General features: G+C 42.3%; 25 protein-coding genes and 1 pseudogene. 8 read left to right on the forward strand and 18 right to left on the reverse strand.

The annotated features are described in order from the left end of the window. The first annotated feature begins 36 nt into the window (after positions 1–36). Complete coding sequence (locus FTT99_RS03105; protein ID WP_180130017.1) at positions 37–927, forward strand: 1-aminocyclopropane-1-carboxylate deaminase/D-cysteine desulfhydrase; 891 nt, start codon at positions 37–39, stop codon at positions 925–927. A gap of 33 nt (positions 928–960) precedes the next feature. After that, positions 961–2,160: an NAD(P)/FAD-dependent oxidoreductase gene (locus FTT99_RS03110; RefSeq protein WP_180126196.1), complete on the forward strand. Its 1,200-nt coding sequence runs from the start codon at positions 961–963 to the stop codon at positions 2,158–2,160. A 93-nt stretch (positions 2,161–2,253) separates the two neighbouring features. On the opposite strand, the gene FTT99_RS03115 is transcribed toward FTT99_RS03110, so the two are convergent. The 4 genes from FTT99_RS03115 to FTT99_RS03130 all read right to left on the reverse strand — a co-directional run bounded on the left by FTT99_RS03115 (position 2,254) and on the right by FTT99_RS03130 (position 5,131). After that, the gene (locus tag FTT99_RS03115; RefSeq protein ID WP_162689753.1) at positions 2,254–2,415 is read right to left on the reverse strand and encodes a hypothetical protein; all 162 of its coding nucleotides are present in this window, start codon (positions 2,413–2,415) and stop codon (positions 2,254–2,256) included. A gap of 124 nt (positions 2,416–2,539) precedes the next feature. Next, positions 2,540–2,722, reverse strand: a complete 183-nt coding sequence (locus FTT99_RS03120; RefSeq protein ID WP_180130015.1) for a hypothetical protein — start codon at positions 2,720–2,722, stop codon at positions 2,540–2,542. 68 nt (positions 2,723–2,790) lie between these two features. After that, positions 2,791–4,569, reverse strand: a complete 1,779-nt coding sequence (locus FTT99_RS03125; RefSeq protein ID WP_180130012.1) for a mechanosensitive ion channel — start codon at positions 4,567–4,569, stop codon at positions 2,791–2,793. A gap of 283 nt (positions 4,570–4,852) precedes the next feature. Continuing rightward, a complete protein-coding gene (locus tag FTT99_RS03130) occupies positions 4,853–5,131 on the reverse strand; it encodes a hypothetical protein (RefSeq protein WP_111884899.1) in 279 nt (92 codons plus the stop codon). Positions 5,132–5,476: 345 nt separating this feature from the next. On the opposite strand from FTT99_RS03130, the gene FTT99_RS03135 reads away from it, so the two are divergent. From FTT99_RS03135 to FTT99_RS03155, 5 genes are all read left to right on the forward strand, one after another. Continuing rightward, positions 5,477–5,899 carry a hypothetical protein gene (locus tag FTT99_RS03135; RefSeq protein ID WP_078191199.1) on the forward strand — a complete coding sequence of 141 codons (423 nt, stop codon included), beginning with the start codon at positions 5,477–5,479 and terminating at the stop codon, positions 5,897–5,899. A gap of 337 nt (positions 5,900–6,236) precedes the next feature. Then, positions 6,237–7,184 carry a transporter substrate-binding domain-containing protein gene (locus FTT99_RS03140; protein ID WP_180130009.1) on the forward strand — a complete coding sequence of 316 codons (948 nt, stop codon included), beginning with the start codon at positions 6,237–6,239 and terminating at the stop codon, positions 7,182–7,184. Between the two features lie 70 nt (positions 7,185–7,254). After that, positions 7,255–7,998, forward strand: a complete 744-nt coding sequence (locus FTT99_RS03145; RefSeq protein WP_180089206.1) for an amino acid ABC transporter permease — start codon at positions 7,255–7,257, stop codon at positions 7,996–7,998. Further along, positions 7,998–8,681: an ABC transporter permease subunit gene (locus FTT99_RS03150; protein ID WP_078191088.1), complete on the forward strand. Its 684-nt coding sequence runs from the start codon at positions 7,998–8,000 to the stop codon at positions 8,679–8,681. The genes FTT99_RS03145 and FTT99_RS03150 overlap by 1 nt, the downstream gene beginning before the upstream one ends. Then, the gene (locus tag FTT99_RS03155) at positions 8,678–9,421 is read left to right on the forward strand and encodes an amino acid ABC transporter ATP-binding protein (protein WP_373684561.1); all 744 of its coding nucleotides are present in this window, start codon (positions 8,678–8,680) and stop codon (positions 9,419–9,421) included. Before FTT99_RS03150 ends, FTT99_RS03155 begins: the two co-directional genes overlap by 4 nt. A gap of 427 nt (positions 9,422–9,848) precedes the next feature. Here FTT99_RS03155 and FTT99_RS03160 read toward each other — a convergent pair whose 3' ends face one another. Continuing rightward, positions 9,849–10,610: a ferredoxin--NADP reductase gene (locus FTT99_RS03160; RefSeq protein ID WP_180130005.1), complete on the reverse strand. Its 762-nt coding sequence runs from the start codon at positions 10,608–10,610 to the stop codon at positions 9,849–9,851. Positions 10,611–10,695: 85 nt separating this feature from the next. On the opposite strand from FTT99_RS03160, the gene gigC reads away from it, so the two are divergent. Then, complete coding sequence (gigC, locus tag FTT99_RS03165) at positions 10,696–11,580, forward strand: LysR family transcriptional regulator GigC (protein WP_078191091.1); 885 nt, start codon at positions 10,696–10,698, stop codon at positions 11,578–11,580. 43 nt (positions 11,581–11,623) lie between these two features. Here gigC and FTT99_RS03170 read toward each other — a convergent pair. The 13 genes and pseudogenes from FTT99_RS03170 to nuoE form a co-directional block, all read right to left on the reverse strand. Continuing rightward, positions 11,624–12,376: pseudogene (locus FTT99_RS03170) on the reverse strand (excalibur calcium-binding domain-containing protein). Positions 12,377–12,482: 106 nt separating this feature from the next. After that, positions 12,483–12,776 carry a cold shock domain-containing protein gene (locus FTT99_RS03175; RefSeq protein ID WP_180129999.1) on the reverse strand — a complete coding sequence of 98 codons (294 nt, stop codon included), beginning with the start codon at positions 12,774–12,776 and terminating at the stop codon, positions 12,483–12,485. Positions 12,777–12,861: 85 nt separating this feature from the next. After that, entirely contained in the window at positions 12,862–13,497 is a 636-nt protein-coding gene (gene upp / locus FTT99_RS03180; RefSeq protein ID WP_078192289.1) for a uracil phosphoribosyltransferase, read from the reverse strand. Positions 13,498–13,623: 126 nt separating this feature from the next. Further along, positions 13,624–15,168, reverse strand: coding sequence for an NADH-quinone oxidoreductase subunit NuoN (gene nuoN / locus FTT99_RS03185; protein WP_078192290.1), 1,545 nt, complete (start codon positions 15,166–15,168; stop codon positions 13,624–13,626). A 3-nt stretch (positions 15,169–15,171) separates the two neighbouring features. Then, a complete protein-coding gene (nuoM, locus tag FTT99_RS03190; protein ID WP_180129997.1) occupies positions 15,172–16,785 on the reverse strand; it encodes an NADH-quinone oxidoreductase subunit M in 1,614 nt (537 codons plus the stop codon). 1 nt (position 16,786) lies between these two features. After that, on the reverse strand, positions 16,787–18,676 hold the full coding sequence (gene nuoL, locus FTT99_RS03195) for an NADH-quinone oxidoreductase subunit L (protein ID WP_180059312.1): 1,890 nt from the start codon (positions 18,674–18,676) through the stop codon (positions 16,787–16,789). Beyond that, positions 18,673–18,981 (reverse strand): NADH-quinone oxidoreductase subunit NuoK, encoded by a 309-nt coding sequence (gene nuoK / locus FTT99_RS03200; protein ID WP_067665227.1) that lies wholly within the window; start codon positions 18,979–18,981, stop codon positions 18,673–18,675. Before nuoK ends, nuoL begins: the two co-directional genes overlap by 4 nt. Beyond that, on the reverse strand, positions 18,981–19,499 hold the full coding sequence (gene nuoJ / locus FTT99_RS03205) for an NADH-quinone oxidoreductase subunit J (protein WP_171262661.1): 519 nt from the start codon (positions 19,497–19,499) through the stop codon (positions 18,981–18,983). The genes nuoK and nuoJ overlap by 1 nt, the downstream gene beginning before the upstream one ends. After that, positions 19,499–20,041 (reverse strand): NADH-quinone oxidoreductase subunit NuoI, encoded by a 543-nt coding sequence (gene nuoI, locus FTT99_RS03210; protein WP_078191099.1) that lies wholly within the window; start codon positions 20,039–20,041, stop codon positions 19,499–19,501. The genes nuoJ and nuoI overlap by 1 nt, the downstream gene beginning before the upstream one ends. 18 nt (positions 20,042–20,059) lie before the next feature. Next, the gene (nuoH, locus tag FTT99_RS03215) at positions 20,060–21,076 is read right to left on the reverse strand and encodes an NADH-quinone oxidoreductase subunit NuoH (protein WP_078191100.1); all 1,017 of its coding nucleotides are present in this window, start codon (positions 21,074–21,076) and stop codon (positions 20,060–20,062) included. Between the two features lie 3 nt (positions 21,077–21,079). Next, a complete protein-coding gene (nuoG, locus tag FTT99_RS03220) occupies positions 21,080–23,758 on the reverse strand; it encodes an NADH-quinone oxidoreductase subunit NuoG (RefSeq protein ID WP_180129994.1) in 2,679 nt (892 codons plus the stop codon). 11 nt (positions 23,759–23,769) lie between these two features. Then, a complete protein-coding gene (nuoF, locus tag FTT99_RS03225; RefSeq protein WP_180129992.1) occupies positions 23,770–25,101 on the reverse strand; it encodes an NADH-quinone oxidoreductase subunit NuoF in 1,332 nt (443 codons plus the stop codon). Further along, the gene (gene nuoE / locus FTT99_RS03230; RefSeq protein WP_078191103.1) at positions 25,098–25,607 is read right to left on the reverse strand and encodes an NADH-quinone oxidoreductase subunit NuoE; all 510 of its coding nucleotides are present in this window, start codon (positions 25,605–25,607) and stop codon (positions 25,098–25,100) included. Before nuoE ends, nuoF begins: the two co-directional genes overlap by 4 nt. Between the last annotated feature and the right edge of the window lie 14 nt (positions 25,608–25,621).

Here is a 25,621-nt window from a genome sequence, read left to right on the forward strand (position 1 = left end):
ATTTGAACTCTAACCACCAAGATAACGATTACCAACATGTTTGAATCTATCGCCCACGCCATTCCTGAGCAGACTATTCAATATCAAGGGGTTGATTTGTGTATTAAGCGTTTGGACTTGGTACACCCACAAATATCAGGCAATAAATTTTATAAACTCAAATATAATTTTATTGAGGCGCAGAAATTAGGGTTTAAACAGGTGCTTAGCTTTGGCGGTGCTTATTCAAATCACATTGCAGCCACAGCATATGCTGCACATTTATTTGGATTCGGTAGTCTAGGCATCATTCGTGGAGAAGAATTACAACATCAATCCCGAAATCCTACTTTAGCCACCGCCGAACAGTTTGGTATGCAGCTCAGTTTTGTCACACGCCAACAGTATCGGGAAATGAAACAAGTTGACGCTTTAGCGCAATTACAACAGCAATATCCCGAACATTATGTCATTCCTGAAGGTGGAACCAATGCATTGGCTATCCGTGGCTGTAGAGAAATCTTAAGCCATGAAAATCAACAAAATTTTGATCTCATCTGCTGTGCAGTCGGTACAGGTGGAACCATAACGGGCTTGATCGAAGCCAGTGCGGAACATCAACTTGTTCTTGGTTTTTCAGCGCTCAAAGGCAATTTTCTTTGCGACGATGTTGCTCAGTTGACACAGAAAACCAATTGGAGCATCAGTGATGAATTTTGCTGTGGTGGCTATGCCAAAACAACGCCGGAACTTTTACAGTTTATGCATGACTTTGAACAACGCTTTGCGATTCCATTAGAACAGGTTTATACGGCTAAAATGCTGCGAGGTATTTTCTGCATGATTGAGCGGGGTCAAATTACAAGCCATCAACGTGTTTTAGTGATTCATACTGGTGGCCTACAAGGTCGCCTGAAAGGTTCAACCGAAGCGCTAAAAAGCGTATAATCCTGCGTCCTTTCTTCCACGCGGAAACTTACCATGTCGCAAAATCAATATGATGTCCTTGTTTTAGGTGCTGGTGCATCAGGCTTAATGACGGCATATAAAGCGGCGCAGCGTGGACGCAAAGTTTTGGTGGTTGAAAAAGCTAATAAAGTTGGCAAAAAAATCCTAATGTCTGGCGGCGGTAAATGCAATTTCACCAATTTGTATGTCGAACCAGAAAATTATATTTCACATAATCCGCACTTTGTTATTTCGGCATTAACTCGCTATACCAACTGGGACTTCATTGGTATGGTCTGCGAATATGGCATTGAGTACGAAGAGCGCAAACATGGGCAGTTATTTACCCAAAATGGTGCAAAAGAAATTCTCGCCATGCTATTGGCAGAATGTGACAAAACTGGTTTGGTCGATATTAAAACCAACTGTGAAGTAAAAGCAGTCAATGCCTTGCCTGAACAAGGCTTTCAAGTGGCAACCAATCTAGGCTATTTTGAAGCAGAATCGGTGGTTATTGCCAGTGGTGGTCTGTCCATTCCAACGTTAGGTGGTTCAGGAATTGGCTATGAGATTGCTAAACAATTCGGACATTCCGTCTACCCCACTCGCGCAGGCTTAGTACCCTTCACTTTCTCAGATAGTTTTAAAGAAGTCACCACTCGCTTGAGCGGCAATGCTGTTGAAGCCACGTTATCGAATGAGTTAAATAGTTTTACCGAGGCTTTACTCTTTACTCACCGCGGTTTAAGTGGCCCAAGCTCATTGCAGCTTTCAAACTACTGGGATGTCGGTCAACGTTTTAATATCAATTTCCTGCCAGCTTTAGATGTTTTAGATTTCCTCAAATCTAAAAAATCCAGTCAACCAAAAGTGTTACTGCGCACACTGTTCAATGAACACTTACCGAAAAGCGTGGTTGTGGAATTACAAAATCTGATTTGGCCTGAACAAGCTGAATTAGCCATTGGCAATATCAGTGATGAAAAACTAGAAAACATTGCAAGCCGTTTAGAAAGCTTTGAAGTGAAACCATCAGGCACTGAAGGTTACCGTACTGCTGAAGTTACACTCGGTGGTGTGGATACCACTGAAGTCTCATCAAAAACCATGGAAAGTAAAAAACAGAAAGGCTTGTACTTTATTGGTGAAGTACTCGATGTAACGGGGCATTTAGGTGGATACAACTTCCAATGGGCATGGGCTTCTGCACATGCGGCTTCTGAATACGTCTGATCTCGACTTAGAATTAAATAAACATAACGTGCAGATGAACTCTGTATAAAAAAAGGGCTGATTCATTCAGCCCTTTTTCTTGCCCAATCGGACTTATTCAAGATAGTCGGTTTTAAATAATGATACTGACGACGTCGAAGTTCGTTGAATTGTCAGATCCATTTTTTCAACGGCAACTGAAATATGTTGTGGTTGCACGCTTGCGGTTTGTTTGAGTGTCGATACTAAAGTATTGAGCATTGAAATTACCCCCATTTTGCCATTCCTTTGCACGGATCATAAGTGTCATTCATGACAGCAATATGAATCCTAAGTTTTTATATTTTAAGTAATATTCCATATATCACTACTACTTAAAATACCAATTTTCGGGTAAATTTCAATCATTATTTTTAGACTGATTGGTATTATTATTATCACTGTTTAGCGGTGATTGTTCTGTCTGCTCAAAATCAGTGCGTTTTGATTTTGCAAAAATAAAGCGTCGTGCGCTTGCCAAAAAACCCACCGTGATCCCTGCAATAATCACTGGGGCTAAAAATTTATTCGGTGCTTTTGCCATACAATATTCCTTATAGAGCATTAAAATCGACCACCTAAGCGTGGCCGATTTTGTAAAGACAGAACAGGTTAATTAGGGTCATTCGGTTTTGGCGGAGCTACAGGTGCCGAAGGTGCATCGACCTCTTTTTCAGCCTCACCAGTTGAACCAAATGGATTATTTTGTGGTTGATCACTTGGGTTTACATCCAACTGATCTGGCGTCGCAGTTTCTTTTTCACTGACGCCGGGTGCAGCCTGTTGAATATTTGGATAGCCATCATCGGTTTTCACTTCAGAAGTCATCACAGATGTTGATGGCGTTGGACTCGCTGCAGACGATGTTGGCGTATTAAAGGTGGTTTTTGCCTTCGCCTGTTCCTGTACTGGATTCGGTTCGTTTGCTTCACGTTTTGCTTTATCAATTAAATCTGATAACAAACGTTCCGCCGGATTGCGACCACCTAAACCAAAGGCCAAAGCGAAAGCAACTGCAACCGCACCGAGGGTTAAACCAAAGGCCAAATTCACGATCGAGTCGGCAATACCCATGGCACGCAAGCCCATGGCTACAACCAAGCCCATAATCAGCACACGAACCAAATTACCTAACCAACGTGAACTGTTATATTCCCCTCGTTGCACCACATTTGCCACAATATTGGCAAGCCAGAAACCCACCACCAAGATTACAGCACCAAGTAAAATACTTGCACCGAACTGGATAAACATAGCAATAAGGGCACTGATTTGCTCAAAGCCTAAACGGTTAGCAGCTTCAGATACCGCAAACAACATGGTGAAAAATACAATGAGGCAACCGACCACATCCGACACTTTGGTTTTGCCCAAAAAGCGTTGAATGTCTAATTTTTCTGGCACAGTATCGACACCTGTACCCGAGATCACATCCACCACTAGACGTGCCACAAAGCGTGACACCACATAGGCCAAGATTAAGATTAAACCTGCGGCAATAATATTCGGTATTGCATACATAACCTCATGTAACATGGCCGTTGCAGGCTGAGAAATCGCCTCGATACCAAGTGCTTCGAAAGCCACAATTAAAGCCGTGATAATAACTATAGCAAAGACAAAATTACCCAAAACTTGAGCAAGTTTTGCGTTTTTAAACAAGCCCACTTTTTCGACTTGCTGCTGCAAACTCAAACTGTTCACCAAGCCTTCCACGATGCCTCGTACAATCTTCGCCAAGATATAACCAACAAAGACGATGACACCGGCAATAAAGATATTGGGAAGATAAGAAACAACTTCAGTGACCATATTTTGGATTGGGAACAAGAGACCGTTTAAACCCAAGATCGACAAAACAATCGGTAGGAAGAGTAGTAATATCAGCCAATAAACAATTTCACTAATATTTTGACTGATTGGGCTGACGCCAACCTCAGAACTGAGTTTTTCATCGAGTTGGGTTTTATCCAGCAGTTTCTTTGAACCGACTTTGACCAAACTTGCCACGATCCAACCAATAAAACCTACAGCTACCGCAGCCAAAAGCTGTGGAATAAATAACAAGAACTGCTGAATCATATTACTGAATGGGCCGCTGACACTGGTCAAATTCAGCACATTGAGTGCACCAATGACGGCAATGATCAAAATAATCCAGAACACAACTCTGGAGACTATATTTTCAACATTGGAACGGTGCCCAGTTGCATTTGAAAGTTTTTGATTTGTACCTAATTTTTGCAGAACTTTTTTGATGCCAGCAGCAACCAATAAAGCAATGACCCAACCTATCAGGAGAATTGCTACTGCACTTAAAATGGGGTGAAACTGTTCCCAATAATACATGGCATCAAAACGGCCACGCGGACCACCCAGATAATCATTCATACGTTCGCCCTCATTGTTATACATGATCTGTTGTTATGTGCATTTTTACGTATGCCGCGTATCACACAGCATTAGTGCTTTGAACTTAAGCTTTCTTTTCCACCTTAGTTTTTGCATATTTTTTAATCAACCAAAGTATGCATAACTCCAACAAAAGCTCACAATTGAATGTAAAAAAGCCTTGGAACAACCAAGGCTTTATTTATGTCAGTCTGATGAGAAACTTAAGGTTCAGATATTGCACTCATGTAACTCTGACTCATGTATTTATCATCAATTATTATCAACGATCTGTCGCAGTTGCAGTATTTGAATCATTAGCAACAGCTTCATCCCCCGCTGTACCGCTAGTCGTATCATTGGCTGTTGCAGTTTGTGCATTCGGTGCAGGATGATCAGGCGGTGCATCCGAAGCAGAAGGTTTCATATCTGCAAACATATAAAATAATAATGCGATTAAAAAGATACCCACTAAAATCAGTATGTACACAGGGATACGTTTTTTTTGTGTTGTTTCTTCCGTACTGGTGGTATGGGGTGGTTTATTAAAATCGTGTGTCATATTCCCCTCGCTATTTTGTTGTTCATAGTTGAATTTTTATACTAGCAATACAATATCCTGTATTGTGTGAAGAACAATTACAATCAGTGAAAACGTGTAACTTGAATGATAAGTTTAATAAATATACTTTCCTTTGGAGCTAGGTCAGTTATTTTTGAAGATAAATCAATATATAAGGGTGAAAATATTGGGCAAAGATTTAAGTGCTATATTTAAATTTAAAGCATTTTTATAGGATTATATCTTAAAGAATAAATGCTTTTTTGAGCCAGATGGAATTATCTGCTTTTGATGAATGAAATGAGCTATAATCATGCACCTTATTTTTCACCTGTTATCAAATCTATGGCGTACCATCAACAAGGTGTAACGCTTGATCTTGACACTGACGTCACTCATCAATGTTCCCTTCATTACACTCGCGATCAACATCTTATTGGCATTATTGAATTTAGTAAGCCAAGTTATGTGTTGAAATGGGGTGATTTGGAATATTTTCGCCGACGTACTGAAGAGTTTTCAGTGATGCCTTTCCCTGAATGCATCAATGCGATGGTGATTGATATTCGAAATATTGCGGCTTTTTTAGATAATGAAGTGCCTATTATTCCTTGGCGCTTGCTCGAAGAAGAATGTCCGATTCGCTTAGTTGTTCCCCAAGATCGACTGGAGCATTATGCTGGCTTTTTTGAACCGACTTGGTTGACTTCCGACGTAGACACAGCGATTCAAGAAATTCGTGAATTTATGGATATGTTTGTGCATTAACACGGAGATTAAACTAAAGTTTAATCCCGAAAACCTCCATCTGGAGGTTTTTTTATGCCCTTTTATTTTAATTATTTATTTCACAATAAAATTAAATTATTTTATATTTAATGGCTTATAGCAAACCTTCTTATAAAAAATGTTCATAACTTATCCCATTTCTTAGTAACAATTCGGCAATAAATTTTGCTTGAGCCTTGCTCGATATATCACCTAAGATGTAGAAAATGATCTCTTTTTTATTGTTGAAACATTCTTAATAACAAAGCAATAAAATCTAACGAGAAACAAGATCATAAAAAGTGGATATTAAATCAGGGTAAAAGGAGTTTTAACGATGACGTCAAAAAAACATTTAGCAACTTTGTTCTGTGCAAGTGCGCTCACTTTAGGGCTTAGCGCATGTAGTGACAATAAAGCACCTACAACGGATAAAGCTGCAGGAAGTGAAGCTGCTGTTTCTGACTCAGGGACTTTAGATAAGATCAAAAAATCCGGCACGATTGTATTAGGCTATCGCGATTCATCGATTCCATTTTCATATATCGCAGATAATCCAAACCAACCTGTAGGTTATGCACACGATCTTCAATTAAAAGTAGTTGAGGCGGTTAAAAAGCAATTAAATCTTCCAGATTTAAAAGTCCGTTATAACTTAGTGACCAGCCAAAACCGTATTCCATTGGTTTCTAATGGCACCGTCGACTTAGAGTGTGGTTCTACCACCAACAATAAAGAACGCCAACAACAAGTTGATTTCTCAACAGGTTTCTTTGAAGTGGGTTCACGCTTACTTACTGCAAAAGACTCTGGGGTTAAAGACTTTGCTGACCTAAAAGGCAAAAAATTAGTCACCACAGCAGGGACTACATCTGAGCGTTACATTCGTCAACATGAAAAAGAGTTAGGTATTGGTGAAGTCATTTCTGCCAAAGACCATGCTGAGTCTTTCCTCATGCTACAAAATGGTCGTGCAGCAGCATTTATGATGGATGATATTTTGCTGGCGGGTGAAAAATCGAAAGCCAAAGATCCTAATAAATGGGAAATCGTAGGTACAGCGCCGATTCATGAAATCTATGGTTGTATGCTGCGTAAAGGCGATACTGGCTTTAAACAAGTGGTTGATGATGCAATCAAAGCAACTTATAGCTCTGGTGAAATCAATGACATGTATAAAAAATGGTTCCAAACGCCAATTCCACCAAAAAATATCAATCTAAATTTCCCGATGTCTGATCAATTAAAATCATTGATTAACAATCCACATGACCGTGACGAATAACTTTCCCTAAACATTCTAAAGATGCTTAAGCCAAACGGATTTTGGCTTAAGCTCATTATAGGGAGTTCCTATGAATTATAGCTGGAATTGGGGTGTGCTGTTCCAATCTACAGGTGTAGGTGATTCAACCTACCTGAATTGGATTTTAATTGGGATCGGCTGGCTGTTTGTCATCGCTTTGGTGGCATGGAGCATTGCGATGGTGCTTGGCAGCATCTTGGGTATTATGCGTACCCTACCGAGTCCTGTAGCACGAGGTATAGGTACTACCTACGTGACTATTTTCCGAAATGTACCCTTATTGATTCAACTGTTTATATGGTTCTATGTTGTACCTAATTTCCTCCCTGCTGCGATTAAAAGCTGGTGGATGAATGACCTTGGTGCAAATACAACCGCCTTAATTTCTGCAAGTGTCGGCTTGGGTCTTTTTACAGCTGCGCGGGTCTGTGAGCAAGTCAGGACAGGTATTGAAGCGCTTCCTTTGGGGCAAACCAATGCAGGTTATGCCATGGGATTTAGCACGGCTCAACTATACCGCTATGTGATCTTACCGCAGTCGTTCCGCACGATTTTGCCACCACTCAGCTCTGAGTTGACCAACTGTGTCAAAAACACCTCAGTCGCATCTTTGGTCGGTGTTGCAGAAATCATTTCACAGATGAAAACCATCAGTGAATACACGCAAAACACCATCGAAATTTATACCTACGTCACCATTATTTTCATCGTGATCAACATCTGTTTAATTGGTTTCATGAATTTTCTGGAAAAACGCCTACGCGTTCCTGGCTTAATTGCAGGAGATAAATAATGGAATGGCTCAGTTCTTTTATTCAAGACCTCCAAGCGTCTGGCCCTGCGCTATGGCATGGTTTCAGCATCACACTCAAAGTGGTGATCACGGCAACCATTGGTGGTGTCTTTATTGGGACATTGTTGGCCTTGATGCGCCTGTCCTCGATTAAAGCTTTTAATATTTTTGCTAAAGGCTATGTGAACCTCTTTCGTTCTATTCCTTTGCTCTTGGTGCTGATGTGGTTCTACTTTGCAGTACCCTTTATCTACACAGGGATCACAGGTAACTATCTAACGATTGATACTGCCCTCGTTTCGAGTATCGTGGCCTTCATGCTATTTGAAGCGGCTTACTTTTCAGAGATTGTCCGTGCCGGGATTCAATCAATTCCTAAAGGCCAAACTTCTGCAGCTTATGCTCTCGGTATGAGTTATAGCCAAGCAATGCGCTTAATTATTTTGCCGCAATCTTTTCGCAAAATGACGCCACTTCTCTTACAACAAACCATCATTCTGTTCCAAGATTCAACCATGGTTTATGCCATCGGACTGTTAGACTTTTTCCGCACCAACTATGTTCGAGGCGACCTTATGTCATTGTTAACTCAATACATTCTGTTTGCTGGTTTGGTGTATTTCACTATTAGTATGATCGCTACCTATGCAGTTAAAAAATTACAACGGAGGTTAAGTGTATGACCGATCAAAAAACGATGATTGACCTCCAAAATGTCAGTAAATGGTATAAAGATTTTCAAGTGCTTACCGATTGCACGACTCAAATTAAACAAGGTGAAGTGGTTGTAGTGTGTGGACCTTCAGGTTCAGGTAAATCAACGCTCATTAAAACCGTTAATGGACTTGAGCCTTTTCAGGCCGGTACGATTTTGGTCGACAGTATTTCCATTAATGACCCAAAAACCGATTTAAATAAATTGCGTAGTCGTGTCGGCATGGTGTTCCAGCACTTTGAACTGTTTCCACATTTATCCATTACCGAAAACCTGACCATTGCGCAGATTAAAGTCTTGGGCCGATCAGAAGCCGAAGCCAAGAAGAAAGGTTTGGCTTATTTAGACCGTGTGGGTTTAAGTGCACATGCCGCTAAATTCCCTGCACAGTTATCAGGTGGACAACAACAACGTGTTGCGATTGCACGTGCGCTCAGTATGGACCCGATTGCCATGCTGTTTGATGAACCGACTTCGGCACTTGATCCAGAGATGATTAACGAAGTGCTTGATGTGATGGTGGGTCTTGCCAAAGAAGGTATGACCATGATGTGTGTAACCCATGAGATGGGCTTTGCGCGTCAGGTTGCGGACCGTGTGATCTTTATGGATCAAGGAAAAATTGTGGAAGACTGCAGTAAAGATGATTTCTTTAATGCCCCTCGTGGTGAACGAGCGCAGCAGTTCTTAAATAAAATTCTGCATTAACAAAAAAACGTTTATTTAACTGATGTTACGAAGTAATATCAGAAGCGTAATTTGATTCAAATAAAAGTACGATACGAGGTAACATCATCCGCAAGTGTTTGAAGGACTTCTTCTAATCAAAAATATTTTTGCGATACTTTTGATAATTAGACACTAGTAAACGAGTTTTGCGGTGAGGAGCACTGCTCCGCAAGATGGTTTCCTTGCGAAGCTTCGCTTCTCATTTTGCCTAATGAGAAGCGTGCTTCGTAAGAGTACCTCCAGCCGAAGGCTAATCCCTTTATTCATTCTCTTGATGTAAGACTCCGTCGAATTGGCTTAACAATCATTTTAAAAATGCAAAATTACTTTTGCATGCATAACATCAATTATTTAATTTCCGAAAATAAAAAAGCTCATCCTTCGATGAGATTTTTTTCATGGCAGATTACCAATAATTTTCTACAGCAATATTGCCTTCACCACGACGGTTCATGGTCAAACCACGCGCTTTTAAGGCCGCCTTGGTGTCATCAACCATTTGTGGATTACCACACAGCATGACATGCGTCGTATCAACATTAAACGCTAAGCCTGCCGCCTGTTCTAACTCGCCATTTTCAATTAAAACTGGTAAACGGTCATGCAATGGTGCATTTGGATCACGTGTCACAATAGGAATAAATTTGAAGCCCGTATGCCCTTCGCCAAAGGTATCCGCTATTTCTTGAATCCGCTCGACATAAGCCAGTTCTGATACGGTGCGCACACTGTAGACTAGATTAATTTTTTCGTATTTAGACCACGTTTCAAAGTCTTGTAGCATTGATAAAAATGGTGCAAGACCCGTTCCTGTCCCCAACAGCCATAAGTCCTTTGGCAATGGCAACTGATAACGCGCCAAGGTGAGGAAGCCATAAGGGACTTTTTCTAAATACAGCTCATCGCCCACTTGTAGATGCTGCAAATTTGAAGTAAACGCACCATCTGGAACGACGATAGAGAAAAATTCTAAAGTTTCATCAAAAGGTGACGACACCACAGAATAGGCACGAACCACCAATTCATCGCCCACTTTCAAACCAATTCGTGCGAACTGACCAGCGGTGAATTTAAAATGTGCAGGGCGTGTCATGGTAAAACTGAACAAAGTATTGGTCCAACGGTGTACAGATAAAACCTTTTCTAAGCTAAATTTTTCAATTGACATGATTTGAACGTGGCGTGACAGACTGTGCTCATGTTAGCATGACAGCATAATTTATTAATATTTTTTAAATGTTAAGGCCTGATTCATGCGCATGACTTTACGCCAGTTGGCTGTTTTTGTAGCAGTCGCTCAAGAAGGTACCGTTACCAAAGCCAGTGATGCTGTCAAACTTACTCAAAGTGCAGCAAGTATGGCATTGGCAGACCTCGAAGATGGTCTCGGTGCTCCACTGTTTGACCGACTTGGTAAACGCTTGCAATTGAATGACTTGGGTCGTTTTTTATTGCCACAAGCTTTGGAGATTTTAGGGCGCTGCGAAGCTTTTGAACAAGCAGCCAAAGGCGAACTACAAAGTATTGATCTGCGTTTAGGTGCGACCCTAACCATCAGTGACTACTTGATGCCAGACCTCATGGCAGATTTCCTACAAATTCAGCCTCAAGCACATTTACAACTTCAAGTCGGCAATACCCGCCAAATGATTGAAGCGGTAAACCAATTTCAGTTGGATTTGGCCTTAATTGAAGGTTCATGCCACCTACCACAACTGCAATGTATTCACTGGCGTGACGATGAACTTGCAGTATGCTGTTCACCAGAGCACCCCTTAGCGAAGTTGGATCGTGCACTCACTGCAGCTGACTTTGATAACGTGGAATGGATCTTACGTGAAGAAGGTTCAGGCACACGCGAAGTATTTGATAACGCAATTTTAAAAGACCTGCCAGATGCCAATATTCGTTTAACCTTGGGTCATAACGAAGCCATTCTAAAAATCGTGGCAGGTGGTCTTGGTATGTCATGTATTTCTAAACTTGCGATTGAGCCTTTACGTGAAAAAGGTCAATTAGTGGTTTTAGATACGCCGTTCTGGCAACTTGCCCGTCCATTATTTATGTTGGTACATCGTCAGAAATACCAAGGACCGGGTCTCAAAGCCTTTATGCAATTTTGTGAAAAATCTGTCTAAATAAAAAAAGCGCCTAATGGCGCTTTTTTTGTGAATGCTTCCATTACCATCTAGAATCATTCTCACAAGCAATACCGTCATTATCACCATCCATCTTCGTGTTTGGACAATTCTTAATAAACCACTGAGCTTCATCTCTTGAGCGCATTTGACTGCAATGCTGTCGTCTATCACAACTAAACTGAGCTTTTTCTACTGCCCTTGGCGAATCACTTGAAGCAGGTGCCTGCGCAGTGTCTTGAACAACAGACTGAGCGTGCGTTGAAGCTGTTCCGTATAGATTTTTTTCACCTTGCACAGACAGCACCCGATCGGGTAAATCCCCCTGAGCTTTACGTTGTTCTTTTACGATGTTTTCATTTTCTTGCATGAGCTGTTGTAAATGTAGCTGCTTCTGTTCTTGGTACTGCTGATATTTCCCATAAACAGCCACAGCTAATACTACAATTACAATGAGTCCAATCATGCTGAAGATTTTACTGCCCCAAACTGTGCCTTTGGCTATATCGTGAGGAGTAGCTTGATCGTTCACTCGATATGTCATTGATTCAAATGACGGATTTATCTGTTCATGAGTGGACTGCTCTTTTTTCAAATCTAAACGGATGATATTTACCGCTTTAAATTTACCTTGATCTGCTTCAATCCTGTATTTGAGATTTTCTCCAACACGTGGTTCGATGTGTCGGCTAGGAAAATCACGAATATGAAAAAATAAATCCTTTGCTTAATCTTGTTGTATAAATCCAAAGCCGCGCTCAACGTTATAGCTTTTGATTTTCCCCTCTTTCAACATAAAAATTGTCTCTCACATTTTCTTTTAATGCTCTTATGATAATAAAAAAGAGGTCCTATAGACCTCTTTTTTATTTCAAAGATTTCCATGAAATCTTAAAATCACATTATTTACGCAAATTCGAAAGCAAAGCTGAAGTAATTGACTGGTTATTTGCCACTACTTTAGATTTTTTAGCTTTTGCAGATTTGTCTTCTTCACGCTCAATGTTTATGGCTTTATAACGATCACCATTTTTCACCACATTAAATTTCACACGATCATTACGTTTTGGCTCGACACCATCTGCGGGAAAGTCAGAGATATGGAAAAATACATCACCTTCTTCACATGAAATAAAGCCAAAGCCCTTTTCAGGATTGTACTGCTTCACTTTACCTTTATATTGTTCGGACTTCATAAAGTACCCTATTCCATTTATTCCAATGTCTTTAGTATATAAAAAAGAGGCTATAAAAGCCCCTTTTCTGTTCATGATGCAAAAATTAGTCTTTTTGAACTGAACCGAAAATTTTATCGCCTGCATCGCCAAGACCAGGAACGATATAACCGTTTTCATTTAAACCTTGGTCTACAGATGCTGTATAAATGATCACATCTGGGTGAGCTTCATTTACACGTTTAATGCCTTCTGGAGCTGCAACAAGCACCATGACACGAATATCTTTACAACCACTGGCTTTTAGAACGTCAATAGCAGCAACGAGCGATGAACCTGTTGCAAGCATTGGGTCAATAATCATCGCTAAACGGTTTTGTACGTCTGGTACTAATTTTTTGTAGTAAGTACGCGCTTCTAAAGTTTCTTCATCACGCTCTAAACCCAATACAGATACTTTCGCACTTGGAATCAGGTTTAAGAAACCATCCAACATACCAATACCTGCACGTAAAATCGGTACGACTGTTATTTTTTTACCGGCAATACGATCTACAGTTACTTTACCATTCCAACCATCAATTTCATGATCGACCATTGGTAAATCTTTCGTTGCTTCATAAGTCAGAAGCATAGTCACTTCTTGAGCAAGCTCACGGAAGTTTTTAGTACTAATATCTGCACGACGAAGTAAGCCGAGTTTATGTCGAATAAGAGGATGACGGATTTCATGGATAGCCACGGGAGAACACCTAAAAGGTTAAGATAAAATTTCAACCATTATAAAGCTATTTAACAAATGATAAAAATAAAAAAGCCCCCTTTACAGGAGGCTTTTTTGTAATAAGCAAATTAATTGCTTAATTCATTAGTTAAATCCACTTTGAATTAAGCTAAAAATGAACTGTTGTAATTCAGGTGAGATTGCAAAGTATGCCACTTGAGAAACTGCAATGATTGGATCTGGATATACACCGATCAACAACACAAGAGCAGCTGCACCAAGCACCATAATACCACCCACTTTTTGCCCCCAATGATCGACAGCGTCGATACGTGGGTTTTCCGGTGGAGTCATGTACATCACAACCATCACACGTAGGTAGTAGTACAAACCGATACCTGAACCAAGGATCACCATTGCAGCTAAGAACCATGAACCACCAGCAACTGCTGTTTTGATCACAAGGAACTTACCAATAAAGCCCGCTGTTAATGGGATACCTGCAAGAGATAACATCATGACAGTCAGTGTTGCAGTCAACACTGGACGACGCCAGAACAAACCACGGTACTCAGCAAGACTACCTGCTTCGTCTTTGTTGTTGTAAGGGCTAGACATCAGTGTCACAACACCGAACGCACCAATCGTTGTTAATACATAAGTAATCACATAAACGTTGACGCTGCTGAATGTTGCAAAGCCTTGTACTTGAACAAAGTCAGTATTACGTGCACTGACAATCGCAACAAGTAAGTAACCAAAGTGAGCGATTGAAGAGTATGCAAGGATACGTTTCAAGTTCACTTGACGTACTGCTAGTAAGTTACCCGCAAGGATAGACAATACTGCAATGATGGTCACGATCGTGATGAAGCTGTCAGAAAGGATTAAGCCAGAAGCTAAGAAGTAACGAACGAATAGACCGATCATTGCCACTTTAGCCACAGTCGCTAAGAATGTCGCGATTGGCGCTGGCGCACCTGCATACACGTCTGGTGTCCATTTGTGGAATGGCGCAAGAGACAATTTAAATGCAACAGCAAAGACAATTAGTGCAAGACCAAGGACTACGCCCGGTTGGCTGAAAGTTGTGAACATTTTGCCTGGTTCAGCAACGAATGCCATTGTACCTGTGTACGCATATACATAAGCCATACCCATCAACAACATCGCAGAAGCGGTTGCTGAAAGCACCAAATATTTCACACCCGCTTCAAGCGACTGTGAACGTTGGTGTGTATAAGCCAATAGGCCGTATACAGGAATCGACATTAACTCAAGGCTGATAAAGAATGACGCATAGTGAGAACTTGCAACCATTAACAATGCACCTGTTACAGAGCACAGCATCAAGATATAAAGTTCTTCACGGTTATCTTTATAGGTTTCGATATACGCATGTGACAATGTGCAGCAAGCAAGTGCTGCAATCAAAATCACGAATTGGTACAACATCGTAAATGGATCTACGATGAACAAATTCATTACGTTTGCAGGTGCATACTGCCCTGCAACGAAAACAAAAATAATATAAAAGGCTGCAAGGTTCAGACCAATAACGGAAGTCGTTGCAACTAAATTGTGGTTACGCTTGATTGCAATTAGCAACATCACGACGATCGCAGTTAAAGCCACGATCATCACAGGAGCTAATGGCATAAGCTCAGAAAATGACATTGTGAAGTCCATGGCTTATTGCATCTCCACATTTTCAGGTTGTACAACAATCTGCTGCACAACATCAACGACTTCTTGAACTGGAATATAGCTATTTGCAATCCACGCCATGCTTGAATTTGAAATATCAAGGAAAGTTTGTGGGAATAGACCAAGCCATACTAGACCAAGGGCACAGATTAAAAGAATCACAACTTCACGCGCATTTAAGTCTTTTAACGGATTTGCGTAATGCTGTTTTTGTTCTTCGTTTGGTGTACCAAACAATGCTTTGTGGATCAGGATTAAACCGTAAAGACCGGCAAATACTAAGCTTACTGCAGCAAGGATTGTGTACACAGGGAACTTGTCATAAGAACCCATCAAGATCAGGAATTCACCGATGAAGTTACCTAGACCCGGAATACCTACAAGTGCCGCAACAAAGAACATTAAGAAGAATGAAAGGTATTGGAACTGACCACGGATACCGCCCATCAAACGCATGTCACGTGTATGCAGACGTTCGTAAACCTGACCACACATAATGAACAATGCAGCAGAAGATAGACCGTGAGCCAGCATCATAATCATCAAGCCTTGGAATGTCAGGATGTTACCTGCATACAAAGCAAGAAGTACGAAGCCCATGTGCGAAATAGATGTGTACGCAAGCAGACGTTTCATGTCTGTTTGTTGGAATGCACACCATGCACCGTAGAAAATACCGATTAGACCAAGAATGATCGCGATGTCAGCAAACTGAGCTGATGCTACTGGGAAGAATGGAATTACGAAACGTAAAAGACCATAAGCCGCAGTTTTAATCAAGATACCGGCAAGGTCGACAGAACCCGCTGTAGGTGCTTGCGCATGTGCATCTGGTAACCAGCCGTGTAATGGGAAAACTGGAAGTTTTACCGCAAAACCAATGAACATACAGATCATGAATGCATACGCAAGTGCTGGAGCTTTCGCCTCAACAGTGTGTGCAACACTCATCAAGAAGTCATAGTTAAAGCTGATTTGACCGTGAAGTTGGAAGCCAACAACCACTAGACCCAAGATACCGATCAACATGATCAGACCCGCAACCTGCGTATAGATAAAGAATTTAGTTGCAGCGTAAACGCGTGACTTACCTTCTGCCCCTTTATGACCCCAAAGTGCGATCAAGAAGTAGATTGGTACCAGCATCATCTCCCAGAAGAAGAAGAATAGGAACATGTCAATCGCTAAGAATACACCGATCACACCACCTAAAGACCACAGTAGGTTTAAGTGGAAGAAACCAACGTTCTTTTGAATCTCACCCCATGAACAGCCGACCGCAAGTACACCCAGTAATGCAGTTAAACCTACCATAAGCAGTGAAAGACCATCCACCGCAAGGTGAATGTTAATCCCTAAAGTGGTAATCCACGGTAGGTTAAATTGAGCAGCCCACTGTGGAGCTTGTGTACCCAACTCGTAGTTATAAGTACCGCTTTGCCATAAAACGACGGTTAACACCAACGTTAATAGCATACCAATTAAGGCAATATAGCGTGGTAAGTGCTTGTCGAGTTTATCGACAAGCCAGCATACAAAACCTGCAATGAACGGAATAAGGATCAGAGCGGGTAGAATTAAATTGTTTGGAGTTTCCATTTTATTTCCCCACGACCTGAATCACGACCAGGATCAATAGTAATGCAAACGTACCGAATGCCATACTAGATGCGTATTCACGCAATGAACCTGTTTGACGTGAACTTGTAAAGCTATTACCGCCTTTAACAAGTGCAGGCAATACAAGCCATAAGCCGTCAATTGGATCACGACCAAAGATTTTAGCCAGTAGCAAATAAGGCTTAACGAAAACAATGTTGTACAAAGCATCGAAACCAAGTGCATTACGACAGATATTTGCAAGACCCGCGCCCAGTGAAGTTTTCGCGAACGATTTCACTGCACCATAAGCAAATGCAAATAAAACAACACCGACTACAAGACCTGCAAGTGCAATACCAACAGCTGTGTATTCAGCGCTATGCATACCATGTTCTAGCGCTTCTGGAATATTAAACGCTGGGATTTGTGCAGCATTTAAAATATTCGTTACTGGTGCTTTTAATACATAAGCTAAACCAGTTGAAAGCACTGCAAGAATCGCCAATGGACCCCAGTAAGTAACACCTTTGATTTCGTGGTAAGGCGTGTTTTCTTTACCAAAGAATACAACCCAAATAAGACGGAATGTATAAATTGAAGTTAAGAACGCACCTGCTACACCAGTCCAGTACAAGCAGTCATAAACTGCAATCGCTTGACCTTTCACCCATACCGCACCAAGAATCGCATCTTTCGAGAAGAAGCCGATCGTGATGAATGGAATCGCAGCCAATGCACCGCCACCAATCGCGAAACAAGCAAACAAGAATTTGTTTTTGTGGAATAGACCACCCATCTTGAAGATGTTTTGTTCGTGATGGTAAGCCAAAATCACTGCACCAGAAGACAAGAATAATAATGCCTTGAAGAATGCGTGAGTCAGCATGTGGAATAAACCAGCTTGGTAAGCTTCAGCACCTACAGCCATAAACATATAACCCAACTGACTCATAGTTGAGTAAGCAAGAATACGTTTGATGTCTGTTTGTACCAATGCAGCAAAGCCTGCAACCAACAATGTCACCGCACCTGTGATTGAGATGAACATCATCACTTCTGGCGCTTGTTCAAACACGCTGAACATACGGCTACATAGGTAAACACCTGCTGTTACCATTGTTGCTGCGTGAATCAATGCAGATACTGGTGTAGGACCAGCCATCGCATCTGCCAACCATGTTTGTAATGGGATCTGAGCAGATTTACCTGCAGCACCCAAGAACAACATCAATGCAGTCCAAATCGCAATCGAAGAACTCTGAGCCAAAACTGTTGGCGCAGCAGCTACAACTTCTGCAATGTTTAAAGTGCCGAATTGTTGGTAGATCAAGAACAATGCGATCAGTAAGAATACGTCACCCACACGTGTCACAGTGAATGCTTTAATTGCAGCAAAACCGTTTGCAGGTGTTTGGTAGTAGTAACCAATCAATAGGTATGAACATAGACCTACACCTTCCCAACCGAGGAATAACAACGCTAAGTTGTCACCCAACACTAAAAGCAGCATGCTTGCTACGAATAGGTTGAAGTATGAGAAGAAACGTGCAAAGTCTTCTTCGCCACGCATGTACCAAGTTGCAAAAATGTGAATTAAGAAACCCACACCTGTAATCATGCCCATCATCAATAATGATAAGCCATCTAAATGAAGCGTGAAGCCCGGTGCTAAGTTACCTGCACTGAACCAAGTCCAAAGATGCTGAGTTGTTGCAACTGAACCATTATTAACAAAGTCGATACCGGCAATTAATGCAAATAAAGCTGAAAGACCAACTGAACCTGCACCAATAATTGCAGCAACTGATTCAGGAAGGTTTTTACGACCTGCCGCCAACAGGATAAAACCAATTAGCGGGAAAAGTACTGTTAAATATAAATAACTCATCCGCGCATCTCACTAGCAGCATCCACATCCAGATGATGGAAGCGATGATAGAACTGAAGGACGATCGCAAGACCGATACAAGCCTCTGCTGCAGCAAGCGTTAAGATCAAGATAAACATCACTTGACCATCTGGCTGTGCCCATGCGCTTCCTGCCAAAACGAACGCTAATGCAGCAGCGTTCATCATGATTTCAAGGCTCATTAAAATAAATAGTAGGTTGCGTCGAACCATCACACCGTAAAAACCCAGTGCAAAAAGAATGGTTGCAACGATCAAACCATGTTCTAAAGGGATGTTGCCCATTATTCTTTGTCCTCTTCTGCACCTGGCTCACGTTTGCCAAGATGGAATGCAGCGACAAGTGCGCCAAGCAATAACATCGCAGCAACTTCAACCAGCAATAAGTACTGAGTAAAGAGTGAAGTACCCACTTCTTTCGGACCGACAACTTGAGCACCCATGACAGTGCCAGCAGTTGTGTAGTCTGACTTCAACATCCAAACTAGGATTAGACCCATTAGGAAGCTCATCAACGCAGGATATGCCCACGCTGAAGAAGTCAGCCATTTGCTTTCTTGTTCAACTGTATTTTGACCAAGATTCAGCATCATCACGACGAATACGAACAGCACCATGATTGCGCCAGCGTAAACGATAATTTCGAGGGCACCGGCAAACGGCGCACCCACGATCATGAAGATACCTGCAACTGCAAGTAAAGAGATAATCAAGCTTAATAAAGCGTGTACTGGGTTCGTGTTAGTTACAACACGAACGGTAGAGACGATGGCCACAAGCGCCATCAAATAAAATGGCCACATCATGGTAATAGACTCCGTACATCAACTGGTGTGCTTTCGCGTTGAGCCTGACCTTTATCTTTACCAGCAACAGCCATACCTGTTACGCGGTAGAAGTTATAGTCTGGGTATTTACCAGGACCTGAGATTAGAAGGTTTTCTTTCTCATATACTAAGTCCTGACGAACATACTCACCTAACTCAAAGTCAGGTGTCATTTGAATCGCAGTCGTAGGACATGCTTCTTCACACATACCGCAGAAAATACAACGTGAGAAGTTGATACGGAAAAATTCCGGATACCAACGACCATCTTCTTTTTCAGCTTTTTGTAGTGAAATACAGCCGACTGGACATGCAACCGCACAAAGGTTACATGCAACGCAGCGCTCTTCGCCATCAGGGTCACGCGTTAACACGATACGACCACGGAAACGTGGTGGTACGATGTCTTCCGCTTTAACCTCTGGATATAAAATGGTGTCACGTTTACGTGTCGCGTGTGAGAATACCATCCACAACGAACGTACAATTGACCCAAATCCAGCTAGAAATTTAAACATTTTATTCTCCCTGCTGTCTTAGGCCTGATTCATTAGAATCACAGCACCAGTTACCAGAAGGTTAACCAACGCCAATGGCAAGCAAATTTTCCAACCAAAGTTCATGACTTGGTCATAACGTGGACGCATTAAAGAGCCACGAGCCAAGACAAACATCATTACAAAGAATGCTGTTTTAATAATGAACCAGAACGCAGCTGGAATGAATGGAATATCTAGGTTGAAAGGCGCTAACCAACCACCGAAGAATAAAGTCACGATTAATGCAGAGATCAGTACGACGTTGACGTATTCCGCAACGAAGAACATACCCCATTTCATACCGCCGTATTCGACATGGTAACCTTCCGCCAATTCTTGTTCTGCTTCTGGTTGGTCAAATGGATGACGGTGAGTTACCGCAACACCCGCAACCACGAAGATCAAGAAACCTAAGAACTGAGGAATAACAAACCAAACATCACGTTGCGCTTCAACAATTTCACGCATGTTGAATGAGCCTGCAATCGCAACCACACCCATCAGTGAAATACCCAAGAACACTTCATAAGAAATGGTTTGAGCAGCAGAACGTAAACCACCAAGTAATGCGTATTTGTTATTTGATGACCAACCACCGAACAATACTGCGTATACCGCAATACCAGCCATTGCCATAAAGAACAATAGACCGATGCTCATGTCTGAAACACCTAGATAAGGTGAAACAGGAATAACCATGAACGATAGCACCGCAGTTGCCATCGCAACTGCTGGAGCCATACGGAAAGTCAATTTGTCAGCAAATTTTGGTGTCCAGTCTTCTTTGAACATGATTTTCAGCATGTCGGCAACAATCTGGAACATACCGCCCGGACCTACACGGTTCGGACCGTAACGGTCTTGCCACAAGCCGAGTAAACGACGTTCAATAAAAGACATCAACGCAGCGATCAATACCACAACCAGTAAGATCACAATTGCTTGAAGAACTGAATAGGCGATTGGCCAGTTTTCAGCCCACAGCGGCGTTTGACGGATTAATTCTTGTTCCATGAATTACACTCCTACCGCGACTGAAACAGGTTCTGCAAGCGATACTGTAGGTGCTAGACCCACTGGGTAACCGATATAACCTGTAGGTAAGTATTCAATCACTTGAACTGGAAGGACGATTTCAGCATCCCCTGCTTTCACAGCGATACGTTGACCATCTTGAACATTTAAGCGTGCTGCATCTTGTTCACCCACAGCAAACATTGCTTCAGGAATACGTGATTCCATCGCAGGTGTTTTCACTGTAAATTCACCAGAAGCGAAGATGTGATGCATCGGCACAAGACGGAAGCTTTCACCATTAACCGCAACAGGTGCAGGTGCAACGAATGTACGTGCTGGACGTTTCGCTAAACGATCGAATAAACGAACGCCTGCATCACCACCTTTTAAGTGACCACCCACGTTGTCTTGGAATTTGTTCCAAGCTTGTGGAGAGTTCCAACCTGCAGACCAAGCAAATGGTACAAGTGAAGCTGGAGTTTGGTTACCTACATAACCTTCCATAGAGAACGTCAACGCAGAGTCTTTATCGACTGGTTGTTTTGGTTCATGAATAGAAAGTGGTGCGCGCATCGCAGTACGACCTGAGTAACGACGTGGTTCACGTGCCACTTTCAGACCATGTACACGGAAGCCAGCATCTGGTGCTACATCTTGAATTGCTTCAAGTGCAGGAACGTTTTTCGCTACTGACTCAATCACGTCATCAAGAACTGTCCAAGAAATCGCTTTGCCTTTCACGCCAGTTTCAATGGCATGTAACCAGCGCCAAGATTCTTTGATCGCAAGTTCTGGTTTGTAGTAGCTTGGGTCATACACTTGGTAGAAACGTTGTGCACGGCCTTCCTGAGAGACCACAGTACCGTCACCTTCAGCAAATGAAGCAGCAGAAAGTACGATGTTGGCTTTTTTCACAGTTTCAGTTTCAGAATGATCAAGTACGATCACTTCTTTACCAGAAAGTGCAGCATTCACCTGCGCGGCTGGTAAACGACGATAAAGGTCATTTTCCACCACGATCACGGTATCGTAATTTTGTGCGAATGCTTGTTCTAAACTTTGACCACCAAAGATCGCTAAGCCCATTGAGTTCACTTCAGGAACAGTCAATGTTAAGCCCGCATTACCAAGGTTCTGTGCAACTTGTGCAGCAGCTTCCATGATTGATGCGTCTTGCAAGCTTGTACCAGAGATGATTAATGGTTTTTTCGCAGCTTTTAAAGTGTCAGCAATGGTTTGTGCAAATGCTTTTGCATCGTCATCCAAACCTAAGATCACTTCACCTTTGACAGCAGCTGCGACCGCAAAACCTAAACGTGCAATGTCGTTAGGTGATGCAACAACTTCACCTGTTGCAACATCAGCTAAACGTGTTTGAGTTGCAGCAAGGATGTAAATCGGAGATTTCGCATCTTGAGCAATACGTTGTACAGGCTCAGCCAACCACTCTTGCGTACGGCGCTCTGCAGCCATTTCTTTGGCTTTATTTTTCGCAGCTTGGCGAACAGATAGAGCCATACGTGGTGCAGTTTGAGTTAAGTCTTCACCCAAAATCAACACAGCATCGTAGCTTTCGATTTCACGCATACCTGGGTTATAAACACCTTCGGTTTGCATGATAGAAGCTGCAAGCTCAACAAGTTTTTGCTCTTTTTGAGACATACCTGTTGAGAAGTTGTCTTGACCTACAAGTTCGCGAAGCGCGAAGTTTGATTCAAGTGACGCACGTGGTGAACCGATACCCAATACTTTTTTGCCTTGGATATTTTCAATTACGGTATCCAATGCTTGGTCTACAGAAACTGTAGTCACATTTGCACCAGAGCGGAATTGTGGTTGACGTGGACGATCTTCACGGTTCACATAACCTGTACCGAAACGACCTTTATCGCAAAGGAAGTATTGGTTCACGTCACCGTTAAAGCGGTTTTCTACACGACGTAGTTCGCCATAACGTTCACCCGGAGAGATGTTACAACCTGAAGAACAGCCTTGGCATACGCTTGGCGCATACTGCATGTCCCATTTACGGTTATAGCGTTCAGAGTGAGTTTTATCTGTGAATACACCTGTTGGGCACACTTCAGTCAAGTTACCAGAGAATTCAGATTCTAAAGTACCTGATTCTGGACGACCAAAGTAAACACGCGAAGCGTTTGCATACACACCAAAGTCCGTACCACCTGCATAATCTTTGTAGTAACGCACACAACGGTAGCACGCGATACAACGGTTCATTTCATGAGAAATGAAAGAGCCTAGCTCTTGGTTGTAATGCGTACGTTTTGTGAAGCGGTAACGACGACGGTCATGCTGAGTCATTACAGTCATATCTTGTAAATGACAGTGACCACCTTCTTCACAGACTGGACAGTCGTGTGGGTGGTTGGTCATCAAGAATTCAACAACAGAAGCACGGAAATTTTTTGCTTCGTCATCTTCAATCGAGATGTAGGTATTGTCAGATGCAGGCGTCATACATGACATAACTAAACGACCGCGAGTATCTTCAGGATTCGCGTATTGAGTCACAGCACATTGACGGCAAGAACCGACAGAACCTAAGGATGGATGCCAACAAAAGTATGGGATGTCGATGCCAAGGCTAAGACATGCTTGTAGCAAGTTCTCTGAGCCGTTGACTTCATACGATTTTCCATCGACATGAATTGTAGCCATAGTCGAATTCCTTAAGCTTGTTCTACGTTGCTAGTTTTCGCAGCGGCATTCACCACTTTTGCTTCAAACTCGCCACGGAAATGTTTGAGTGCGCCCATTAACGGTTCCATCGCACCTGGTGCGTGGGCACAGAAAGTTTTACCAATCCAAAGCTTACGAGTAAGTTCTTGTAAGTGATCGATATCTTCTTTCTTACCTGTGCCATCTTCCAAGGCTTTAAGCGCTTTAACCGCCCAAGGTAAGCCATCACGGCATGGTGTACACCAACCGCAAGATTCACGCGCAAAGAATTCTTCTAAGTTACGTGTCGCAGAAACCATACACTGAGTTTCATCGACTACCATGAGCAAACACGTACCTAAACGTGAACCTGCTTTCATGATGCTTTCAGCATCCATAGGAAGGTCAATATGTTCAGCAGCAAGGAAGTCTGTAGAAGCACCACCCGGTAACCATGCTTTGAGTTTTAAACCATCACGCATACCACCCGCATGATCTTCAATCACTTCACGCGCAGTTGTACCAAATGGAAGTTCCCAAAGACCTGGGAATTTTACTTTGCCTGAAGCGCCATAAATTTTAGTACCTGGATCTTTCGACTTACCTTCAGATAAACCGATATACCATTCAGGACCACGAAGCATAATTGCGGGTAAGTTGTTGTAAGTCTCTACGTTGTTAACAATCGTAGGACGACCCCAAGCACCTGCAACTTGTGGGAATGGCGGTTTAGTACGAGGGTTCGCACGGCGACCTTCAAGCGAGTTAATCAATGCAGTTTCTTCACCACAGATATAACGACCCGCACCAGTATGCACGTGTAACTCGAAGTTCCAACCTGTACCTAAGATGTTTTCACCCAAGTAACCTTTGGCACGAATTTGGTCCAATGCTTCATTTAAGTATTGAGCCGCTTCGATGTATTCACCACGGATGAAGATATAACCCTGTGTTGCTTCTAATGTATAAGCAGCAATCAACATACCTTCGATCAACTGATGAGGAAGTTTTTCCATCAACAGACGGTCTTTGAAGGTACCAGGTTCCATTTCATCGGCATTACAGATGAGGTAACGAGGGCCTGAGTTATCATTTGGCGCCATAAGCGACCATTTGATCCCTGCAGGGAAGCCCGCACCACCACGACCTTTTACAGTCGCAGCTTTAATCACTTCAAGCACTTCTTTCGGTTGCATGCCAACAGCTTTCTTAAAGCCTGCATAACCTTCAAGTGCTTCGTAATCATCTGCACTGCGAACGTGTTCCTGTTTGCTCAAACGCCAAGTTAATGGGTGAGTTTCTGGGTTACCGTCGCCATAAATTGGTTTTGGTTCAGTATTCATACATACTTCTCCAATAACTGTTTAATTGAAGTCACTTCAACTAGACCGTGAGTGTCTTCGTCAATCATTAACGTCGGACCTTTGTCACAGTTACCTAGGCAGCAAATTGGCAATAAAGTAAAGCGACCATCTGCAGTCGTTTGACCAAATGAAATGCCTAATTCACGCTGGAATGCTTCAGCAAGTGTTTCCGCACCCATCAAGAAACAAGCAATCGAGTCACATAATAAAATTACGTGGCGACCAACTGGTTGACGGTAAATACGGTTATAGAAAGTTGCCACACCTTCTAGGTCTGCAAGGCTCATGCTAAGCAATTGCGCAATAGCATTCATCTGTGCATCATCTACCCAGCCATTACGGCGTTGTACACACTTCAACGCATCAAGACATGCTGCGCGTGGGTACGGATAGTGACCAATGTGATGTTCGATATCGTGGATTTCTTCCGCAGTTAAAATCCCTTCAACATTCACACGTGGTTTTTTGTCAGTCAAAATCATCATAATGCGATTACCCC

Origin of the sequence: Acinetobacter sp. YH12040, from assembly GCF_013420005.1 — a bacterium.
Classification (GTDB): Bacteria; Pseudomonadota; Gammaproteobacteria; order Pseudomonadales; family Moraxellaceae; genus Acinetobacter; species Acinetobacter amyesii.

Coding starts and splice junctions, on each gene's coding strand:
- nuoI (WP_078191099.1), bottom strand. CDS start 20,041: ATGTTTAAATTTCTAGCTGGATTTGGGTCAATTGTACGTTCGTTGTGG.
- gigC (WP_078191091.1), top strand. CDS start 10,696: ATGCGCATGACTTTACGCCAGTTGGCTGTTTTTGTAGCAGTCGCTCAA.
- nuoL (WP_180059312.1), bottom strand. CDS start 18,676: ATGAGTTATTTATATTTAACAGTACTTTTCCCGCTAATTGGTTTTATC.
- FTT99_RS03155 (WP_373684561.1), top strand. CDS start 8,678: ATGACCGATCAAAAAACGATGATTGACCTCCAAAATGTCAGTAAATGG.
- nuoM (WP_180129997.1), bottom strand. CDS start 16,785: ATGGAAACTCCAAACAATTTAATTCTACCCGCTCTGATCCTTATTCCG.
- nuoF (WP_180129992.1), bottom strand. CDS start 25,101: ATGAATACTGAACCAAAACCAATTTATGGCGACGGTAACCCAGAAACT.
- FTT99_RS03150 (WP_078191088.1), top strand. CDS start 7,998: ATGGAATGGCTCAGTTCTTTTATTCAAGACCTCCAAGCGTCTGGCCCT.
- nuoH (WP_078191100.1), bottom strand. CDS start 21,076: ATGGAACAAGAATTAATCCGTCAAACGCCGCTGTGGGCTGAAAACTGG.
- nuoN (WP_078192290.1), bottom strand. CDS start 15,168: ATGGACTTCACAATGTCATTTTCTGAGCTTATGCCATTAGCTCCTGTG.
- FTT99_RS03140 (WP_180130009.1), top strand. CDS start 6,237: ATGACGTCAAAAAAACATTTAGCAACTTTGTTCTGTGCAAGTGCGCTC.
- FTT99_RS03125 (WP_180130012.1), bottom strand. CDS start 4,569: ATGAATGATTATCTGGGTGGTCCGCGTGGCCGTTTTGATGCCATGTAT.
- FTT99_RS03105 (WP_180130017.1), top strand. CDS start 37: ATGTTTGAATCTATCGCCCACGCCATTCCTGAGCAGACTATTCAATAT.
- FTT99_RS03115 (WP_162689753.1), bottom strand. CDS start 2,415: ATGGGGGTAATTTCAATGCTCAATACTTTAGTATCGACACTCAAACAA.
- nuoK (WP_067665227.1), bottom strand. CDS start 18,981: ATGGGCAACATCCCTTTAGAACATGGTTTGATCGTTGCAACCATTCTT.
- FTT99_RS03120 (WP_180130015.1), bottom strand. CDS start 2,722: ATGGCAAAAGCACCGAATAAATTTTTAGCCCCAGTGATTATTGCAGGG.
- nuoG (WP_180129994.1), bottom strand. CDS start 23,758: ATGGCTACAATTCATGTCGATGGAAAATCGTATGAAGTCAACGGCTCA.
- FTT99_RS03175 (WP_180129999.1), bottom strand. CDS start 12,776: ATGAAGTCCGAACAATATAAAGGTAAAGTGAAGCAGTACAATCCTGAA.
- nuoE (WP_078191103.1), bottom strand. CDS start 25,607: ATGATGATTTTGACTGACAAAAAACCACGTGTGAATGTTGAAGGGATT.
- FTT99_RS03110 (WP_180126196.1), top strand. CDS start 961: ATGTCGCAAAATCAATATGATGTCCTTGTTTTAGGTGCTGGTGCATCA.
- FTT99_RS03135 (WP_078191199.1), top strand. CDS start 5,477: ATGGCGTACCATCAACAAGGTGTAACGCTTGATCTTGACACTGACGTC.
- FTT99_RS03130 (WP_111884899.1), bottom strand. CDS start 5,131: ATGACACACGATTTTAATAAACCACCCCATACCACCAGTACGGAAGAA.
- FTT99_RS03145 (WP_180089206.1), top strand. CDS start 7,255: ATGAATTATAGCTGGAATTGGGGTGTGCTGTTCCAATCTACAGGTGTA.
- FTT99_RS03160 (WP_180130005.1), bottom strand. CDS start 10,610: ATGTCAATTGAAAAATTTAGCTTAGAAAAGGTTTTATCTGTACACCGT.
- nuoJ (WP_171262661.1), bottom strand. CDS start 19,499: ATGTGGCCATTTTATTTGATGGCGCTTGTGGCCATCGTCTCTACCGTT.